We start from the raw sequence: 19,220 nt of genomic DNA, 5'->3' as shown, positions 1-19,220 counted from the left end.
GGTACGCCGAGGGTGCTGACGCCTTCCGGGTCCTCGGTGAACGCCGGTACGCCGAGGGTGCTGACGCCTTCCGGGTCCTCGGTGAACGCCGGTACGCCGAGGGTGCTGACGCCTTCCGGGTCCTCGGTGAACGCCGGTACGCCGAGGGTGCTGACGCCTTCCGGGTCCTCGGCGAACGCCCGTACCCCGAGGGCGCTCACGCCTTCCAGACCCCCGCCCCCGCCGCCTCCCGAGCGAACGCGCCGAAGTCCCGCGCCTCCCGGCCCAACACCGCCCGCACCCCGTCGCGGACGCTCGCGTTGCGCCCGTCCAACAGCCCCTCGAACGCCTCCACCAGCGACGCCACCTCCCCCGCCGGCACACCGAACCCCAGCAGCCGGTCGCCGTAGTCCCGCGCCGACACCGGCACATACGCGAACGCCCTCCCCGTGACCGCCGAGATCTCCGCCACCGCCTCCCGGAAGGTCAACAGCCGGGGACCCGTCACCTCCACGGTCCGCCCGACGTACGCGTCCCCCGCCACGAGCACCGCGACCACGACATCGGCGATGTCCCGCACATCGACGAACGGCTCCTCCACCTCACCCCCGGGAAACACCAACTCCCCGTGCCGCAGCCCCTCCACCAGCGGCCCCTCGCTGAAGTTCTGCATGAACCACGCCGCCCGCACGATCGTCCACTCCGCGCCCGACGTCCGCACGGCCTCCTCGGCGGGAGCCGCGAGATCCTGCCCGCGTGCCGACAGCAGCACGAGCCGCCGTACACCCTGCGCGACCGCCTCCCGGGCCACCCCGCCGATCGCCCCGGCGGCACCCGGCGCCCCGATGTCCGAGGGGTACACCAGGTACGCCGCGTCCGCCCCGCGCAGCGCCGGGGCCCAGGTGGACCGGTCCAGCCAGTCGAACCCGGTCGCCCGGGACGCCGCCCGCACCGTGAGCCCGGCGGCCCGCGCGGCCTCCGCCACCCGGCTGCCCGTACGCCCCGAGGCCCCCGTCACCCACACCGTCATGTCCTGAGTACGTGCCGTGTCCTGTGTCATGCCTCCAGTGAAGGGCCCCGCGCCCCCACACCCCATCGCCGAACGGCTCATTCCCATAAGCGCGCGTCTACGCTGACGGACATGGACGCACTCACCGGCCTGCTGGAGGGCCCGCGAGCCCGTGGCGCCTTCATGATCCGGGCGTGCTTCGACCCTCCCTGGTGCGTACGCGTGGAGGACCGCGCCCCGCTCACGGTCATGCTCATGGTCCGGGGCGAGGCCTGGGTCGCCCCCGACGAGGGCGGCGGGGAGCCGGTACGGCTGTCCGCCGGTGACCTCGCCGTCGCACGCGGCCCCGCCCCCTACACCTGCGCCGACGACCCCTCGACCCCGCCGCAGGCCGTGATCCTGCCGGGCGGCGAGTGCAGTTACCCCGACGGCCGCCCCCTCAACGGCTCGATGGACCTCGGCGTCCGCTCCTGGGGCGACCGGCTCGACGGCTCGACGGTGGTCCTGATCGGCACGTACCTCTGGCAGAGCGAGGTCGGCGGACGGCTCCTCGACGCGCTGCCACCGCTGCTCACGCTGACCTCCGAGGAGTGGCCGTGTCCGCTCACGCCGCTCCTCATGGAGGAGATCGTGCGCGACGAGCCCGGTCAGGAACTCGTCCTCGACCGGCTCCTCGACCTGCTGGTCATCGCCGCGCTGCGGGCGTGGTTCGCCCGCCCGGACGCGGCGCCTCCCGCCTGGTACGCCGCGATGTCGGACCCGGTGGTGGGGCGGGTGCTGCGGCTGATGCAGGACGACGCCGCGCACCCCTGGACGGTGACCTCGCTGGCCGCGAAGGCGGGCGTCTCTCGGGCGGCGCTGGCCCGGCGGTTCAACGAGTTGGTGGGGGAGCCGCCGATGACGTACCTCACGGGGTGGCGGCTCGCGCTGGCCGCGGACCGACTGCGCGACAGCGAGGACACGCTGGAGGCGATCGCCCGGCGGGTGGGGTACGGGAGCGCGTTCGCTCTGTCCAGCGCGTTCAAGAGGGTGTACGGGGTGAGTCCGCAGGAGCACCGGCGGTCCGCGTAGGCCGTGGAGCGCGGCGAAGCGCCGTGGGGGCCTGGTGGTCCGTGGTCCGTGGTTGTCCGCGCGGTCTCCCGCGCGCTTGAAGGCCGCGGGGGCCACGGGCGTAGCCTTTCTGTCGTGTATGTCGAAAGGGCCTCTCGGCTGAGCGGGGCCGTGGTGTGGACCAACAGCCCGAGTCGGCCGGGCGCGGGGCGGGTCCTGCCCGACGGGTGCATGGACCTGCTGTGGAAAGACGGGCGGCTGATGGTGGCCGGTCCCGACACCCGGGCGTACGTCACCGAGGGGGCGTCCAGCAGGTGGGCGGGGCTTCGGTTCTCCCCCGGTCAGGCGCCCGGTTTTCTGGGGGTGCCCGCGCACGAGTTGCGGGACCGGCGCGTGGACCTGGCCGAACTGTGGTCGCCGACGCTCGTGCGGCGGCTCACCGCCCGGGTGAACGCGGCGGACGATCCGGCGAGCGGACTCGAAGAGGTGGTCCTGGAGCGGGCGGCCGAGGCGGGGCGGCCCGACGCGCTGCTGCGGCAGGTCGTCGACGCCCTCGACGCGGGCCGGCCCGTCGCGGCGACCGCCGACGAACTGGGGATCGGAGCACGGAAGTTGCACCGGCGATCACTCGCCGCGTTCGGGTACGGACCGAAGACGCTGGCCCGTGTGCTGCGGCTGCAGCGGGCGCTCGCACTCGCCCGGGCCGGTGTGCCCTTCGCCGAGACGGCGGCTCGGACCGGCTACGCCGACCAAGCCCATCTCGCCCGTGACGTACGGGAGTTGGCGGGACTGCCGCTCGGAGAGCTGCTCGGCGGACGGTAGACGGCGGACGGCGGACGGCAGACAGCAGCCGGGGCTGGGTGGCGCGGGCACTCCGGGCCGGTGGGTGTCGCCCGGTGGCGGGCGGGGCTACTCGTCGGCGGGCGTCGGCAGCGGCGCGAAGAGGTCGACGCCGTTGCCGTCGGGGTCGAGGACCACGGCGTAGCGCTGGCCCCACACCGCGTCCCACGGTTTGAGTTCACCGTGGTACCCGGCACCCACCAACTCTTCGTACACCGCGTCGACTTCGGCCGGACTGTCGCAGAGCAGGGCCAGCCCGGCGCCGCCGCCGGTCCCCGGGCGGTACTCCGGATGGAAGGACCGGACGGTCTCCTCTGTGTCGAGCAACAGCCGCAGCCCGCCCGGCAGTCGGGCCTCGGCGTGCGGCAGGTTCTCGGCACCCTCGGGGAAGGCGAAACCGAGCCGGCGGTAGAAGGTGACGGAGGCGGCCATGTCCGAGGCCACCATCCCGATCGCGTCGAGTCGTGGAGTCATGCGAGCCACCGTAGGGCGGACGGCGACGGCCGGTCTTGAAGGAATCGGACATCGGAGCAAGCGCTCTCACGGAACGGACTCTTTGGCTCACCTGTGGAACATCTGTGCGGCAGGATGGAGGTCATGTCCATGCTCCGTACCGCGCGTGTTCTGCTGCCCCTGGCGTTGCTGCCGTTGCTGCTCACCGCCTGCGGCACCGAGAAGGTCGTGGTCGCGGACCGGGAGCCCTTGGCACCGCCCCCCGACCGGGCCGAACTGCACGCCCGTGCCGAGGCGCTGGGCCTCGCCCCGGGGCTCGTCTACGTCACCGAGTCCCCCGGGTTCATGCTGGCCCGGCAGTCCGTCGGCGTGTACGGCGCCGACGGGTTCTCCGCCGCCTACTGGTCCCGCAGGAACAGCGCCCAGCTCCTGCTCCTCGTCGACCGCGGCACGATGACCGCCGGGAGCTGCCCCGAGCAGCCGGTGGGCCAGGGCACGGGCGAGGCGGTCAGCTGCGAGCGCGACGGGACCACCTGGTACCGGGCCTCGGCCGGACAGCACGAGTACGTCGTACCGGAGGACGGCCACCTCGTCCGGATCAGCGCCGCCGAGACCGCCGTCGACCGCGCCACCCTGCGGGCCGCCGCCCTCGCCGCCCATCGGCCCAGCGACGTCGAACTCGCCTTCCTCCTCCCGCCCCGCCACGGCGACAGGCCCCCGTCCCACGGCAAGCCGACCGAACGCGGTGACCTGCCCCCGGCCGGCGACGGAGCGCCGCGCGACGAGGTGGGTGCCTCGGGTTGAGCCCCACGCCCCGATGGCGTGACCGGCCGGCGGGGTGCGTCGGCGATCAGGACGTACTACCCCCGGCTACTGCGGCCCGAAGGCCGTCATGAAGCGGTCACGGAACGTGTCCATCCGCCATGTCGGCGTGGAGTCGGCGGGCTTGAGTCCGTCCGTCCAGCCCCAGTCGGAGATCTTCTCCAGCACCTCGGGGTCCTGGGCCACGATCGACACCGGCACGTCGTGGCTGGGGTTGTCGCCGGTGACCGTCTTGTTCGGCTGGTGGTCGCCGAGGAAGACCAGCACGGTGTCCTCGGAGCCGTACTCCGCGACGAAGTCGACGAGGCTGGTCACCGAGTACTGGATGGACTTGCGGTACTCGTCCCGGACGGCCAGCGGATCCTTCCAGACCTCCGTCGGGTCCTTGCCCTCGGCCTTCTGGAGGGAGTGGTAGACCGAGCCGTCACCGATGTCCTCCTCGGGGATCGTGCTCGGGATCGGCGCCCACGGGTTGTGGCTGGAGGTGAGGATGATCTCCGCCATCATCGGCTCCCGGTCCTTCCTGCCGTGCTCCAGCTCCTGGAAGGCCTTCAGCGTGTACTGGTCGGGCATGGTGGACCAACTGAACTTCGGCCCCTGGTAGCCCAGTTGGTCGGAGTCGTAGATGTGGTCCAGCCCGAAGTACTTGCCCTCGGGCCAGGTCTTCTGGGTGCCCGGCACGATACCGACCGTGCGCCAGGCGCCGGTGCGGCGGAACGCCTCGGTGAGGGTGAGCCGGTCGCTCGCGACGAGGTTGTTGTACCGCGACTGGTTCTTGATCCACAGACCGGACAGGAACGTGGAGTGCCCCAGCCAGCTGCCGGCGCCGGTGATGGGGGAGCGCAGCCAGCCGCTCCGCGAGGCGTATCCGGCGTCCTTCAGCTCCTGCGTCTTCTGCGTGAGGGTCTCACCGAGCGGTTCGCCCATCCGCGGGTCGTCGATCGCGGAACGGCCGTAGCTCTCGATGAACGTGATCAGTACGTCCTTGCCGCGCAGCCCCGTCAGCAGCTGGTCCGGCGGGACGTCGGCGAAGGCGTCCACCGCGGCCTGCTTGCGGAACGCCTCGCCGTCCTTCAGGCCCTCGCTCACCGCCTCGATCCGGTTCTCCACGAGGGTGGCGGCGCTGTGCGAGGCCACCGGTACGTCGGATATCTCCAGCGTCAGCGTCGAGCAGGTGATCCACGCGGTGCCCAGGACGAGGAGCGTACGGCTCGCCGTGTGCCGGTTGCGCACCATCAGCCTGCTCAGTCGTACGACCGCGAGCGTCATCAGCACGGGCAGCGCGAGCGCGAGCGCGATCACCCCGACGGTCGCGGCCTGGGCGGCAGCCCCGCCGAGCGAGTCCTTCATGAACGACTGCGCGTCGTCCAGCAGGATCCAGTCCAGCACCAGGTCGAAGGGGCGGTCCAGGGTCCAGTACGACCCCATGTCCAGCACCTTGACGATCACCAGGAGACCGAGCACCACGCCGACCGCCACGACCGCCACGCGGCGCGCCTTCGCGGGCAGCACCAGCAGCAGTCCCGCGACGAGGATGCCCTCCGCCGGGATCCGCAGGAAGCGGCCGAGGTCAAGCTCCGTGATGTCGTTCGGCACGAGGAGCGCGAACAGGACGAGCGCGAGGGCAAGCCCCGTCCCGGCCCAGGCGACGGCACGCGCGGCCCGGGGGTGCCTCGTGCGCCGGCCGGGGGAGGGGGAGGCGGCGGGCTCGGGACCGGACTCCGGGACCGAGGGGGATGCGGGGGCGGCCGCCTCGGGGTCGGGGTCCGGGGTGTCAGCCTCGGGTGCGAGGGTGGACGTTCCGGGTTCGGGGGTCGGGTCGGGGTTCTCCGGGCGCGCCTTGAGCCCGGGCTCGCGCGCCTCGGGTGTCTCCGCTTCGGCTCGAGTCTCGTCCGTTCCCGGCTCGGACTTCTCCGCCTCGGCTTGGCTCTTGGCCGTTCCCGCCTCGGGCGTCTCCGTCTTGTCCGTTGCCGTCTCGGCCTCCGTCTCGGCCGTTCCCGCCTCGGGCGTCTCCGTCCTGGCCCCGGTCCGAGCCGGTGCGGACGTGTGCTGCTCGGGCTCCTCCGTCGCGGTCCCGGCGCCGGGCGTTCCCCCCTCGGGTTCCTCCCTCGCGGCCCCCCTCCCGGCCTCCGCCCCGGCCTCCGCCCCGGCCTCCGCCCCCGCCTCCGCCCCCGCCTTCGGCTCCGCCGGCTCGGTCACCGCGACCGCGTCCCGTTTCGGAGGGGCGGCGTCCTCCGGGGCCTTGTCGTCGTCCGGAGCCGGAGTCGGTCCCGGAAGCTGCGGAGAGCGTATGTGCGACAACCCGAAGGTCCTTCCCTGTGGAGCATGTGGAGCTCAGTGCTGGTGGAGCGGAGCGGGCCGGGGCCGAGGGACCGCCGGGACCACCCGATTGGCCATCCCTATGCGTACGGTCCCACGACGCCAACCGTTCACCCGAACTCGGGTCCTCCGCAACCACTCCACCGAACCCCGCCGCACCCGGGCCGCACCCGCTCAGACCGGGCCGAGCACCCCCGTGCTGGCCCGTTCCACCAGGCGGGTCGACAACTCGGTGCGCGTCCCCTCCGGTTGGTCGCCCTCCATCATCCGCACCAGCAGCCGTAGCGCGGTCTGGGCCATCTCCGAGAGCGGCTGGCGGACGGTGGTCAGGCCGGGAGTGGCCCAGCGCGCCTCGGGCAGGTCGTCGAAACCGACCACGCTGATGTCGTCCGGCACCCGCAGCCCCCGCTCGGCCAGCGCCTCGTAGACACCGAGGGCCATCTTGTCCGAGCAGACGAACACGGCGGTCGGCGGCTCGGGAAGGTCGAGCAGCTGGAGCATGCGGTACCGGGCGGTGGTCTCCATGAAGTTGCCGTAACGGACGTAGTCCGGCCGGTACGGGATGCCTGCCGCCGTCAGCGCCGAGCGGTATCCCGCGACCCGGGCGCTGCTGCACATCTTGCGCCGGTACCCGGCGATCACGGCGATCCGCTCGTGGCCCAGGGACAGCAGATGGTCGGTGGCGGTCGTCCCGCCCTGCCAGTTGGCCGCGCCCACGGACACCACGCCGGGCGGCGGCTCCAGAACCGGGTCGATCAGCACGAACGGGATGCGGTGCTGGGTGAGCCAGGAGTACTGGGCGGGGGACAGTTCGGCCAGGTTGAAGAGCACGCCCGCCGAGCCGCGTGCGGTCAGCTTGTCGAACCAGCCGCGTTCGGGGCGGGCACCCCGGGTACGGGTCAGACCGGCCGAGACGACGACCTCCAGGCCGGCGTCGTGGGCGGCCTGTTCGACGCCGTGCAGAACGGCGCCCGACCAGGAGCTCTCCAGGGAGTGCACCACCAGGTCGACCATGCGCGGCGGCTTCGACGCCTCGAACCGGGGTCTGCGGACATAGCCGAGCCGGTCCAACGCCTCGGTGACCCGGCGCCTGGTCTCGGGGGCCACGTCCTCCCGGCCGTTGACCACCTTCGAGGCCGTGGGCACGGACACCCCGGCCTCGCGCGCCACCACCGCCAGCGTCGGCCCGGCCGTCGCGCTCCCGCCACGCACCATCGCGACTCCACCTCTCAGGGCCCGTCCCGAGGGCCGGTGAAATTTTCGAACAGAGCTCCGCACACGGCCGGATCCCGAGCCGCGTAGCAAGCGCTTCCTACGTTAAGCCCAACTCAACACGGCGGGAAGAAGCGGGGATTCAGAGGACCGCCTCAGCCAAAACTTTCGAAACCTCGAACAAGCGACGGGCGGGCCCGGTGAGTTCCTGACTACCGGACTTCCGCCGAGACCGGGTCGAGGTAGAAGACGCACTGGTCCGCGTCGAATTCGCCCACGTCGGCGACGAAGCGGAACATGTCGCCCGCGCCGACGGTGGCGGGGATCTTCTTGCCGGTCAGTCCGAGGTCGGAGACGCTGACGTCCTCGTACTTGAAGGCCGGGCCGACCGTCGTCTTCGGTCCCTTGTCGCCCGGGCCCAGGAGGATGTCGTAGCGGGTGTCGTAGTCGCCGTGGGGCGCCATGGCGACGATCGAGCCGTCGAACGCGATGGTCCGGCCCTCGTGCCTGGTCGCGAAGTCCCGGTTGACGTCGTCGCAGGAGTCCGCCTTCAGCAGCGCGGCGAACTCCGGGTCGTTGCGAGGTGTGATCGGACCGTTGGGAGCCGACTCGGACCCAGTCGGAGTCGGAGTCGGAGTCGGAGTCGGCTTGGCGGAAGCCGTTCTGCTCGCAGCGGCCGTCGACCCGTCCGACTCGTCCCTCTGCTCGCCTCCGTCGACGAGCGCGGAGGCGGCGCCGATGACGAGGCTCAGGACAACGAGGACGGCGGCCGCCACGCCGATCAGGAGCCACGGCACAGGCTTCTTCGGACGACGGAAGTGGAGGGCGGAGCGAAGGGTGCCCTGGGACTGCTCCACAAGCTCCCAGCCGTCCTTCCGCATCTTCGAGACCACCAGGCCGTCGGTGCCGCGAACCGTCCGCACGGTCTTGTGCTCGTACTTGATCTCGTCCGCCATGCCGCTCCGCGCCCCCCGAAATGGAACCGTTCGTACCAACCGCCCCGCGAGCTTACGGCCCTGGGGACTCCGTGAGGACTCGGCGTCATCGGCGTCGCCCTCGGCGGCGAGCAGCGCACGAAATTGCCCGGGCGGAGAACGGGGCCGGTCGCGCCGGGACTTCGCGGTCGCCCCGCCCCGTCACCTCACTCCGCCCCGCACACCAACCGGAACCCGCTGAAGTCCGCCGTGAACTCCGCCGCGACGAGGTCCTGGGCGTGGATCCCGGCCAGGGTGCCGGTGAAGCGCAGTCGGGGGCCGTAGTCGTCGGAGAGGTGGGTGAAGTCGAGGGGCGGCCCGACAGGGGTGCGCAGGCCGTCGCGGAGGTACCAGAAGCGGGCCTCCGCGCCGTCGACGCTCGCCCCCAGGGTGATCGGCCGACCCGGCTCGACCTCGACGACGGCCACCTGTCGGGCGCCGTCCCCGTCGCGCTCCAGGAGGCTGAGCACCGTACGGCCCTCGCCCCGCCACTGCTGGCCGCGCTGCGGTTCGCCCTCGGGCTCGGCCCAGGTCAGATCGAGGCTGAGGTAGGAGTCGGTGTTGTACCGCAGGGTCAGCCCCGCGGCCTCGCCGAAGGTGCGTGGCCGGGCCTCCACGGTGACCTCCACCTCCGCCCGGTGCTCGGTGATCCGCTGTGCCAGCACGCTCTGGTCCCACAGCGACTCGGGCCCCTGCCGGCCCCGCAGCCGTATCCAGCCGGGGCGGGTGGTCGTGTCGACCCACGAGGCGTCCGGTTCGGCCCGCAGACTGCTCCAGGGCCATGTCGGCAGTCCTTCGGACGAGGTACGCACGGTCTCGGGGGTCGCGGCGGGCGCCGCCCCGTCGGGCGCCCCCGAAGTCGGCGCCCCGGCAGCCGGTACCTCCACCTCCACCGCCGGATGCCAACCCCCCTGCCGCAGCCGGGGCCAGCCCTCGCTGTCCCAGGTCACCGCCTGGACGGCGGTCTCGCGGCCCAGCGTGCAGCGGATGCCGCGTGCGGTGTCCAGGGGGCGGGCGGTGAGGTGGCTCAGGAACCACTCGCCGGTCGGCGTCCGGACCAGTTCGGCGTGCCCGGCCTTCTGCAACGGCACCTTCGGGTCGTCCCGGGTCGTCAGCAGGGGCAGGTCGTCGAGTTCGTACGGTCCGGTCAGGGCGCGGCTGCGCGCCACCCGCACCCCGTGTTCGACCCCGGTGCCGCCCTCGGCGAGGACCAGGTAGAACCAGCCGTCGCGGATCAGGAGCTTGGGGCCCTCGATCAACCGGTCGTGCTGGAGCAGGAGATGGGTGTCGCCGAGGGGACGCAGGGTGGAGCGGTCCAGCTCGGTCAGGACGATCCCGGCGAACCGCCGGCCGCCGGGACGGTGGTCGCTCTGCATGTTGAGGAGCCAGAGCCGGCCCTCGTGGTGGAAGAGGGCGGGGTCGAAGCCATGGCTCGCGACCCGCCGCGGGGCGCTCCACTCGCCGCCCACCGCCGTCGCCGTACTGACGTACGTGTCGAGGTCGAAGTAGCGCGTGCCGACCGACCGCACGATCGTGTAGACCACCCAGAAACGCTCGCCGTCCCAGCTCAGTGAGGGCGCCCAGATGCCCGCCGAGTCGGGGACCCCCCGCAGCGAGCCGCCGGGGGCCGCTCCGCGCACATGACCGGCGTACTCCCAGTGCGCCAGGTCCCTGGACCGGTGCAGGGGGATCGTCGGGAACCACTCGAACGAACTGGTCGCCACGTAGTACCACTCGCCGACCCTGATCAGGGAGGGGTCGGGGGCGAAGCCACGGATGACCGGGTTGCGGGCCACGGTCACGGCCCGCCGCGCGTCGGCGGTCACTTGAGCGCCCCCAGCGTGACGCCCGTCCGCCAGTAGCGGCGCATCGCGGTCATCATGATCGCCAGCGGGACGATGGAGAGGAGGGCGCCGGTCAGGACGAGGCTGGTCACGTCGATGCCGGACTCGGCGCGCTTGCCCGTCCAGTTGTAGAGGCCGAGGTTGAGGGTCCAGTTCTCCTCGCCGCGCAGGACGGTGAGGGGCAGGAAGAAGGCGTTCCAGGTGTTGACGAAGGCCAGCAGGAAGACCGTCGCGCCGCCCGTGGTCATCATCCGCAGCACGATGCTGAAGAAGATGCGCAGCTCACCGGCGCCGTCGATGCGCGCCGCCTCCAGCAGTTCGAAGGGGATCGTCGCCTCGGTGTAGACCTTCGCCAGATACACGCTGAAGGGGTTGATGAGGCAGGGGATCAGCATCGCCCAGGGAGTGTCGACCAGGCCGATCTTCGAGAACATCAGATACAGCGGAAGCGTGAGCAGGGCGATGGGGATCAGGAAGGAGCCCACCACGGCCGCGAAGACCACGCCCCGGCCGGGGAAGTCGAAGCGGGCCAGGCCGTAACCGGTTGCCAGGGCGATGAACGTGCCGCCGAGGGAGCCGACACCGGCGTACAGGAACGAGTTGGCCGTCCAGCGCAGGAAGATGCCGTCCTCGTAGGTGAACAGCTGGTGCAGGTTGTCCCAGAGGTGCATGCCCGAGAACCACAGGCCGTTGCTCTGGTACAGCCCGACCTGGTCCTTCGTGGCGGCGACGATCAGCCACCACACGGGGAACAGGCTGTAGACACTGGCCAGGATCAGGCCGAGCAGGATGAAGCGCTGGCCGCCGCGCCCGCGCGAGGCGGGGTCGGGGCCGGCGATCCGCCGTACGGGGGGCGAGCCGGACCTCCCCGACTCGGCGGACTTCGCCGGGGCGCTGGGGGAGTCGGTGGTCGTGGCCATCAGTCGACCTCCTTCGAGGTCAGCCGGTAGAAGAGGAGGGAGGCGACGCCGAGGATCAGGGCGAGGAGCACCGACAGGGCGGCGGCGTACTGGTAGTTGCCCGCGTTGAACGCCTGGTTGTAGATGATCATGATGGGGGTGAAGCTGCCGTCGACGGTCTCGGGGGTGATGTTCCGGAACAGCGCCGGCTCGTTGAAGAGCTGCAGCATCTGGATGATCGACAGCAGACCGGTCAGCACCAGCGCCGCGCGCACGAACGGGATCTTGATGCTCAGGGCGATCCGCATCTCGGAGGCGCCGTCGAGGCGGGCCGCCTCGAACAACTCGCGGGGCACCCCCTGGAGCGCCGAGTAGATGATCACCATGTTGTAGCCGATGCCGTGCCAGGTGAGCAGATTGCCGATGGACGGCCACACCATGGAGGGCGCGAAGAAGTTCCAGTCGAACCCGAGGAAGTCGCCCATCGGGGTCAGCGGGCCCACGGCCGGGCTGTACAGGTTGACCCACACGATCGCCGCGACGACACCGGGGATCATGTAGGGGACCAGCAGCACGATCCGGAACCGGCCTGCGGCCTTCGCGGTGAGCGCGTCCAGGAACAGCGCCAGCACCAGGCTGATCAACAGCATGAAGGGGATCTGCACGCAGGCGAACAGCACCACCCGCAGGATCGAGCCCATGAACGCCGAGTCGGTCAGCCCCAGCTGGTAGTTGTCGAACCCGGTGAACTCCCGGGTCGCGCCACCGAGGCCGAGCCCGGACCGCTTCTCCTGGAACAGCGACTCGTAGACCGCGTAGGCGATGGGCAGCAGATAGAGGAAGACGAATCCGAGCTGGAAGGGCACCGTGAACGCGGCACCCTTCCAGCGTTGGGAGCGAATCATCGAAGGATGCCTCAGCCCTTGACGTTGATGCCGCGCGACTTCAGGTCCTCGACCGTCCACTCCTGCATGTGGGCGAGCAGGTCGGTGACCTTCTGCTCCTTGCCGACGACCTTGCCCCACTCGCTCTGCAACTCGGTGAACATGGCCGTCCAGTTCGGGCCGTAGACCCAGTCCGTGGTGACGGTGCCCAGGCTGTCCGTGACGATCTTCTTGGCCGGCTCGTAGTTGTCGCCCAGCAGCTTCTCGGAGATCGCCTCGGCGACGAACGAGTCACTGTCGGCCAGGCCCGGCATCACACCGCTGCCGGTCTCGGGGCTCGCCATCGACTTCACCGCGCCGGGGTCCGTGGACAGCCACAGGGCCGCCTCCGCCGCCTGCTTCTTGTGCTCGCACTGCTCGGTGACCAGGTTCATGCCACCGCTCTGGTTGGTGCCGGCCGGAGTCTTCGCCGCCTCCCCCTTGTACGTCGGCCACGGGGTGAGCGCCCAGTCGCCGAAGGAGTCGGTGAAGTTCTGCACCATGCCGGCCATCTGCCAGGTGGAGATCTGCCGGGTGACCGTGCCGCCCTTGTCGTAGTTGCGCTGCACGGCCGCGTAGTCGGCGAAGGAGAGCTTGGAGTTGAGGTCGCCGTCGATGATCTGCTGGATCACGTCGGCCGCCTTGAGGCTGCCCTCGTCCTGGAAGTTCACCTTCCAGGAGTCGCCGTCGATCGCGTACCAGTGGGCGCCGGCCTGCATGGCCAGCACCTCCAGGGTGCTCGGGTCCTCACCGGCGTAGTTGGTGATGTGGATGCCGTGCTTCTTCAGGACCTTGCCCGCGGCGATGAAGTCGTCCCAGGTGGCCGGGGCCTTCAGGCCGTACTTCTCGAACACGTCGGTGCGGTAGATCGTGAACGCGGGCGCCGAGCTGGTGGGCACGCCGTAGACCTTGCCCTGCACCTGGACACCGGCCCACGCGCCGGCGTTGAACTTGTCGGCGCTCGACCCGACGTACTCGGTGATGTCGGCGAGCGCGCCCTGCGACACCCAGGTCGTCACGTACTCGGCGGTGTTCTGCACCAGACAGGGCGCGTTGCCCGCCTTCACCGCGTTGCTGAGCTGCTTCTGCATGGTCAGCTGGTCGGTGACCTTGGTGTACTTGAGCTGGACGTCCTTGTGGGCGGCGTTGAACGACTTGACGAGGGCTTCCTGGCCGTTGGCCCAGCCCCAGAAGGGGAGGGTGACCGGGCCGGTGGCTCCCGACGAGCCGTCGTCGCCCGAGCCCGAACCGCCGCACGCGGCGAGCAGACCTGTCAGTGCCACACTCGCGACGGCGATGCGGGCGAACCTTCTCCGGGGGCTGCTGGAGTTCATCGAACGGTCATCCTTCGAGACGTAGACGATCGCGGAAGGGGGAGCGAGGGGCGGCTCGGTGGGGCGACTGCGAGCGAGGCGGACCGTCAGCTCGGGTCTCGGGACCCCTGCGGAACGTTGTAGTAAACGGTTGCTGTGAAACGTAGGTCGCCTGATCGGCTCCACGCAAGAGCGCGACGGCAAATTGTTACGCCGGATGGTCGTCAGGGTTGCCGGAAGCCGTCGCCCGGTGGCCGTCGGGTTACGGTGAGTGCGCAGGTCAGAGACGCGCCGATCAGAGTGCGGCCATCGGTGGGAGGGTGCGCACGGCGATCGATGGCGTGAAAACGTTTACGTAACGGAGGGCGCGCGGACGTGGTCGCCCCCCGCTCCCGGCGGCCCCACGGACTGCCGTACGACCACATGCGTGCCCAGCACCAGATGGGCGGCGTCCCCGCCCCGGCGCCGTCCGCCGCCCTGACGGCGGTCGGCCACCGCGCGCAGGGCGGCACGGCCCATCTCCTCGTACGGGACGTGCACGGTGGTGAGCTGCGGTGTCAGCTGGCCGGCGAGCGGGATGTCGTCGTAGCCGACCACCGAGACGTCCTCGGGAACCCGCAGCCCTGCGGCCCGCAGCGCCCGGGCGGCCCCGGCGGCGACCACGTCGGTGCCCGCCAGCACCGCCGTGAACGTCTCGCGCTGCCGCAGACTCTCCTCGACGGCCCCGTAGCCGTGCTCGTAGTCGTAGTACCCGTGCCGCACCAGCCCGGGGTCGAACGGCACCCCGTACGTCTCGAAGGCCCGCCGCGCGCCCCGCAACCGGCCCTGCGCGGTGGTGAGTTCGGCATGACCCGGCAGCACCAGAACCCGGCGGTGCCCGGCGGACAGCACATGGCTCGCCATGGCGTAGGCGCCGCCCTCGTTGTCGTAGTCGACCGTGGTCGCCGGGACCTCGCCCTCCAGCGGAGGCCTGCCCACCAGGACCAGATGGGAGCCGGCCGCGTCGAGCGAACGGGCGAACCTGGCCATGCGCAGCTGGTACGCGTCGTGGTCGTAGGCGCCGCCCAGCAGGATCACCGCCGCCACGCCCTGCCGGCGCATGAGGCGCAGCAGCGCCAGTTCGCGCTCCGGATCGTCACCGGTGGTGCCGACCAGGGTGAGCCAGCCGCGCAGGGAGGCCGCGCTCTCGACGCCCTTGGCCACATGGGTGAAGGCGGCGCCGGTGATGTCGTTGATCAGGACGGCCACGGTGGGGGTGCCGCCGCCGGCCAGGGAACTGGCGTGGGCGTTGGTGACGTAGTCCAGCTCCCGGACCACCGTCAGCACCTTGCGGCGCAGCTCGTCCGAGACCGGGTAGGTGCCGGACAGCACGCGCGAGACGCTGGCCACCGAGACCCCGGCCCGTCGGGCCACGTCGCGGATGGTCGTCCGGCCCGGCTCGCCGGGCGCCTTGCGCCGGCTCACCGCGCCGCTCCTTCGGCATCGTGTCCTTCCCGCGGGACGGCCGCGGCGGGAGGTGCGGGAGGTGCGGGGACGCGTGGGGGCACGGGTCAGGCGACCCGGGCCAGATCCGTGTGCCGTACCTCGTGGGCCGGTGGCAGTCCCGAGGCGAGACGCTCCAGCTCCTCGACGACGGTACGGCCGAGGCGCTCCAGCTCGTTGCCGAGGGAGCCCGCGATGTGCGGGGTGAGGAAGACGTTGGGGAGGTGGTAGAGCGGGGAACCGACAGGCAGCGGTTCGGGTTCGGTCACGTCCAGGACCGCGCTGAGCCGGCCGGAGAGCAACTCGTCGGTGAGCGCCTCGGGGTCGACGAGGGCGCCCCGTGAGGTGTTGATGAGGACACCGCCGTCCCGGATGAGCGCGAGTCTGCCGCGGTCGAGCATGCGATAGGTCTCGGGGATGTCGGGGGCGTGCAGGCTGACGATGTCGCTGGTGCGCAGCAGGTCGTCCAGGGCCAACGGCTCGGCGCCCAGTGCGGCGGCCCCCGCCGTGTCGACGTAGGGGTCGTACAGCGAGACGGCGAAGTCGAACGGCTTCAGGAGTTCCAGGAGCCGGCGACCGACGCGCGAGGCCCCGATGACCCCGACCCGTCGGCCGACGTTGCCGATGGCGGCGGTCTCGGCGGGGGAGGGGTAGGTGTGGGTCCTGCGGAAGCGTTCGCGCTGGTCGAAGGCGTCCTTTCCGGCCAGCAGGATCATCGCCAGCGTGTACTCGGCGACCGGCAGCGCGTTGCCGGCCACCGCGCTGGAGACGGTGACCCCGCGCTGCCAGAGGGCTTCGCCGACCAGCGCGCGGACCGAGCCGGCGGCATGCAGGACGGTACGCAGCCGGGGCGCCGCCGCCAGTACCCGCGTGTCGAGGTGCGGACAGCCCCAGCCGGTGATCAGCACCTCGGCGCCGGCCAGCGCGGAGGCGGCCACCGGATCCGTGAAGTCCCGCACCACGACCTCGGGATCGATCTCGACCACCTCCCGCAGCCGTGCCATGAGCGGAGGGGGGAAGAGCAGGGGCAGGTGCACCGGATCCATGGCGAACACGGCTCGCGTCGACTGGGCGCTGGGCATGACTCTCCTGGAGAGCAGGGGGTGGACGCAGGGACTGCTTGCGGGAACAGTTTCAGAAAACGTCTTCTACCGTAGATCCGGTTCCGACGGACGGTCAATCGTCGCGATCGGGTGTCGCGCTCCGGGGCTCGCCCGAGGCCGTCTGCATAGGCGCAGGTCGTGCGGCTACGGCAGAGGGCGGGGGTTGGGCGGTTGGAAGATCTCCGTCGGCTCCCAGAGGGCGAGGGGTGTCCGCCGTGACGGAAGGGGCGGCTGATGTCCTGATCTGGCGTAATCGATTACCCCATGGGCCCAGGTTGCCATGTGGCCGGCTGTCGAAACGGCCGAGGAGATACGGCTCCGGAAGGGGATCAGGATCTCGGCCCTACGACAACCGGTTCCAGCGGGGCGACGGAGTCCGAGCTCGTGACCCGACTCGCGTGGTGACCGGAAACCGCAGCCGATTCGGCGCATTCGCCCTGGTCGCACCGAGGTCCGCCGCCGCTCGGAGTGGTATCCGGCCATGTCCCGGGGGTTACGCGGAGTTTTCGAAAACTGGTCGAGCCTCTTGACGCGGTTTGCGGTCAGGAACAAGCTCTGCCCCGTCGGCCGGTAGAAACCGGTTGTTGTCCGAGGGGTGGTCACTGCTCGTGGAGGTGAGGTGCCCATGCATACCCAGGCCGGTGGTCCCCTGAGCCGCCGTCGATTCCTCGCCCTCTCGGCGGCCGGTGTCACGGCCGGCGGGGCGGCTCTGAACGGCTGTGCGCTCCCCGTGGCCGGTGGTGTCGGCGGCTCGGACGAGACCGTCACGCTGATGGTGAAGGCCGAGGACATCTCCCCGGAACTGATCAGGCAGGCCCGGCGTGACCTCGGCATCCGCATCGTCACGGTGAGGTACGACATCACCAAGCTGATCGCGATGCTGACCAGCGGGAACCCACCCGATCTGGTGCGCGGCGTGGGCGCCGTGGACACGCCGTACTACGCGGCGCGTGACGTGGCCGAGGAACTGGACCCGTACTTCGCCGCGAGCACCGTGCTGAAGGCCGACGACCTCGACCCGGTCAACGACCTGTGGCGCTACGACGGCCGCACCCAGGGCAAGGGGCCGCGCTACGGGATGGTGAAGGACTTCTCCCAGGACTCCATGTACTGGTACAACACCGCGCACTTCGACGAGGCGGGCATCGCGTACCCACCCCCGTCCGAGCCGGTCACGTACGAGGAGTGGCTGGACCGGGCCGAGCGGCTCACCCGGCGGAGGAACGGTCAGACCATCGTCTTCGGCGGCAGCTACAACGGTCTGTACGAGGCCACCAACCTCTCGACCCTGACGGCGGCCGCCGGTGGCAGCCTCTTCGACGACGACCTCGCCCGGATCGACTTCACCACCCCGGAGGCCCGTAGGGCACTGGGCTGGTACATCGACTACTGCCGGACCAGGGTGGGCCCGAGCGCGATCCAGCCCGACCCCAACGCCTGGGACGGGCCCACCTACCAGGCGGGCCGCATGGCCATGAGCAACAGCGGCTACTGGCTCGGCGGGATGATCAACACCGACGAGAAACTGGCGAAGGTGTCCCGGCTGGCTCCCGCCCCGGTCTTCGCGGGCGGCGCCCGGGTCAGCCCCTGCCAGGGCGGCACCGGTTTCTGGATGCCGAGGAAGGCACGGAACAAGGACGCCGCCTGGCGGGTCTTCGAGTGGTTCTTCGGCGAGGCACCGGCCAAGGCCCGCGCGGGCGGCGGCTGGGGCATCCCGAGCCTGAAGTCGCTGCGGCCGCTGATGCCGGCCGAACACGACCACCAGCGCCGGGTGCTGGCGGCACAGGAGGCCGAGTTGCAGCACTTCTCGGTGATCTCCTTCACCCCCTACATCACGGCGGAGGGCTTCAAGGCCCTCTTCAACCAGGTGGCACCGGCGGCGATGAAGGGCGAGATCTCCGTCGACACCCTCGCCGGGCGCCTCAACTCCACCGTCAACGAACAGCTCGACCGCGGGAAGGAGCAGGTCGGATGAGGGCCGAGGGGACACCCTCCGCGGCGACGCGCGGGGTGACCGGCGTCCGGGTGGCACCGGCGGCCGCCGCCCGGTCGGCCGGGAACCGGCCGCCCACCTCGATGTCCACCCGCAGGCACCGGGCGTTCTACATGTTCGCCGCGCCCTGGATCGTCGGTTTCCTGCTGCTCACGATCGTCCCGATGGCGTACGCGCTGTGGCTGAGCCTCACCACCTACGACGGGATCTCGCCGCACTGGCGGTTCATCGGGCTCGCCAACTACCGAGAGCTGTTCGCCGACCCGGTGACGTGGGACGCCCTCGGCCGTGCCGGGCTGTTCGCGCTGACCTCGGTGCCGCTGTCGATCGTCGCCGGACTCGGGCTCGCCGTCCTGATCAACCGGCCGCTCCGAGCACGGGCGCTGTTCCGCACCCTGCTCTATCTGCCGGCCGTCGTACCGCCGGTGGGCGCCGGCCTCGCCTTCAAGTCGCTCTTCGACCAGAACTCCGGCGCGGCCAACGGGGTGCTGAACATCTTCGGCATCGACGCCCTCGGCTGGCTCGCGGATCCGTACGCCCGCTACGTCCTGCTGATGACGGTGCTGTGGACCGCGGGCAACGTCATGATCATCTCGCTGGCCGGGCTCCAGGACGTGCCCCGTGAACTCCACGAAGCGGCCCGGATCGACGGGGCGAGTGCCTGGCGGACCTTCCGCAGTGTCACCGTGCCGCTGCTGTCGCCGGTGCTGCTGTTCCAGACGGTGACCGGGGTGATCGCCTCGGTGCAGACCATCATGCCGCTGCTGCTGGCCGCCGAGCCCACCACGGGCGGCGTCACCGCGATCCCGCAGTCCACCTACATGTACATGATGCATGTGTTCGCCGAGTACTTCGCGCTCGGCCGCTACGGCTACGCCTCCGCGCTGCTGTGGGTGCTCTTCGTCCTGATCCTCGTCGTCACCGGTCTCATCTTCCGGTTCACGTCGGGCGTGGTGTTCTACAACGTCGATCCGGAGGCGAAGAAGTGACCGTCACCAGCGACAC

Annotated in this window: 17 protein-coding genes; 5 read left to right on the top strand and 12 right to left on the bottom strand. The window is 71.0% G+C overall.

The window, feature by feature from the left end; translation table 11 throughout:
- Positions 1 to 200, bottom strand: a 200-nt coding sequence (locus RM704_RS42125) for a hypothetical protein (RefSeq protein WP_311593153.1), incomplete at its 3' end; no start/stop codon positions are given.
- Positions 197 to 1,039, bottom strand: a complete 843-nt coding sequence (locus tag RM704_RS42120; RefSeq protein ID WP_033531537.1) for an NmrA family NAD(P)-binding protein — start codon at positions 1,037 to 1,039, stop codon at positions 197 to 199. The genes RM704_RS42125 and RM704_RS42120, both read right to left, overlap by 4 nt.
- Positions 1,040 to 1,120: 81 nt before the next feature.
- Between RM704_RS42120 and RM704_RS42115 the strand changes: the two genes are divergently transcribed.
- Both RM704_RS42115 and RM704_RS42110 read left to right on the top strand, forming a co-directional pair.
- Positions 1,121 to 2,059 (top strand): AraC family transcriptional regulator, encoded by a 939-nt coding sequence (locus tag RM704_RS42115; RefSeq protein WP_033531518.1) that lies wholly within the window; start codon positions 1,121 to 1,123, stop codon positions 2,057 to 2,059.
- Positions 2,060 to 2,173: 114 nt separating this feature from the next.
- Positions 2,174 to 2,860 carry a helix-turn-helix domain-containing protein gene (locus tag RM704_RS42110; RefSeq protein WP_078937443.1) on the top strand — a complete coding sequence of 229 codons (687 nt, stop codon included), beginning with the start codon at positions 2,174 to 2,176 and terminating at the stop codon, positions 2,858 to 2,860.
- 87 nt (positions 2,861 to 2,947) lie between these two features.
- Here RM704_RS42110 and RM704_RS42105 read toward each other — a convergent pair whose 3' ends face one another.
- On the bottom strand, positions 2,948 to 3,352 hold the full coding sequence (locus RM704_RS42105; protein WP_033531516.1) for a VOC family protein: 405 nt from the start codon (positions 3,350 to 3,352) through the stop codon (positions 2,948 to 2,950).
- Between the two features lie 129 nt (positions 3,353 to 3,481).
- Here RM704_RS42105 and RM704_RS42100 point away from each other — a divergent pair, with 129 nt between their 5' ends.
- Complete coding sequence (locus RM704_RS42100) at positions 3,482 to 4,135, top strand: hypothetical protein (RefSeq protein WP_192829830.1); 654 nt, start codon at positions 3,482 to 3,484, stop codon at positions 4,133 to 4,135.
- 66 nt (positions 4,136 to 4,201) lie between these two features.
- Here the strand turns inward: RM704_RS42100 and RM704_RS42095 are convergent, their stop codons facing one another.
- The 9 genes from RM704_RS42095 to RM704_RS42055 form a co-directional block, all read right to left on the bottom strand.
- Positions 4,202 to 6,454, bottom strand: a complete 2,253-nt coding sequence (locus RM704_RS42095; protein WP_033531515.1) for a hypothetical protein — start codon at positions 6,452 to 6,454, stop codon at positions 4,202 to 4,204.
- 192 nt (positions 6,455 to 6,646) lie between these two features.
- Complete coding sequence (locus RM704_RS42090; RefSeq protein WP_033531514.1) at positions 6,647 to 7,687, bottom strand: LacI family DNA-binding transcriptional regulator; 1,041 nt, start codon at positions 7,685 to 7,687, stop codon at positions 6,647 to 6,649.
- Between the two features lie 209 nt (positions 7,688 to 7,896).
- Positions 7,897 to 8,640, bottom strand: coding sequence for a DUF4839 domain-containing protein (locus RM704_RS42085; protein WP_033531513.1), 744 nt, complete (start codon positions 8,638 to 8,640; stop codon positions 7,897 to 7,899).
- Positions 8,641 to 8,825: 185 nt separating this feature from the next.
- Complete coding sequence (locus RM704_RS42080) at positions 8,826 to 10,460, bottom strand: glycoside hydrolase family 43 protein (protein WP_033531535.1); 1,635 nt, start codon at positions 10,458 to 10,460, stop codon at positions 8,826 to 8,828.
- 20 nt (positions 10,461 to 10,480) lie between these two features.
- On the bottom strand, positions 10,481 to 11,422 hold the full coding sequence (locus RM704_RS42075) for a carbohydrate ABC transporter permease (RefSeq protein ID WP_033531512.1): 942 nt from the start codon (positions 11,420 to 11,422) through the stop codon (positions 10,481 to 10,483).
- Positions 11,422 to 12,306 carry a carbohydrate ABC transporter permease gene (locus RM704_RS42070; protein ID WP_033531511.1) on the bottom strand — a complete coding sequence of 295 codons (885 nt, stop codon included), beginning with the start codon at positions 12,304 to 12,306 and terminating at the stop codon, positions 11,422 to 11,424. The genes RM704_RS42075 and RM704_RS42070 overlap by 1 nt, the downstream gene beginning before the upstream one ends.
- Positions 12,307 to 12,317: 11 nt before the next feature.
- Positions 12,318 to 13,658 (bottom strand): ABC transporter substrate-binding protein, encoded by a 1,341-nt coding sequence (locus RM704_RS42065; protein ID WP_033531510.1) that lies wholly within the window; start codon positions 13,656 to 13,658, stop codon positions 12,318 to 12,320.
- A 330-nt stretch (positions 13,659 to 13,988) separates the two neighbouring features.
- Entirely contained in the window at positions 13,989 to 15,101 is a 1,113-nt protein-coding gene (locus tag RM704_RS42060; protein WP_052146471.1) for a LacI family DNA-binding transcriptional regulator, read from the bottom strand.
- A gap of 86 nt (positions 15,102 to 15,187) precedes the next feature.
- On the bottom strand, positions 15,188 to 16,201 hold the full coding sequence (locus RM704_RS42055) for a hydroxyacid dehydrogenase (protein WP_192829828.1): 1,014 nt from the start codon (positions 16,199 to 16,201) through the stop codon (positions 15,188 to 15,190).
- A gap of 646 nt (positions 16,202 to 16,847) precedes the next feature.
- Here RM704_RS42055 and RM704_RS42050 point away from each other — a divergent pair.
- Together RM704_RS42050 and RM704_RS42045 are read left to right on the top strand one after the other, a co-directional pair.
- Positions 16,848 to 18,197, top strand: coding sequence for an extracellular solute-binding protein (locus RM704_RS42050; protein WP_033531509.1), 1,350 nt, complete (start codon positions 16,848 to 16,850; stop codon positions 18,195 to 18,197).
- On the top strand, positions 18,194 to 19,204 hold the full coding sequence (locus RM704_RS42045; RefSeq protein WP_078937442.1) for a carbohydrate ABC transporter permease: 1,011 nt from the start codon (positions 18,194 to 18,196) through the stop codon (positions 19,202 to 19,204). Before RM704_RS42050 ends, RM704_RS42045 begins: the two co-directional genes overlap by 4 nt.
- Positions 19,205 to 19,220: the final 16 nt, after the last annotated feature.

It is taken from the genome of Streptomyces gottesmaniae (assembly GCF_031845845.1).
GTDB classification, from domain to species: domain Bacteria; phylum Actinomycetota; class Actinomycetes; order Streptomycetales; family Streptomycetaceae; genus Streptomyces; species Streptomyces akebiae.
Note: the sequence above shows the minus strand (reverse complement) of the source record. Positions and strands in the feature narration are given on the sequence as shown.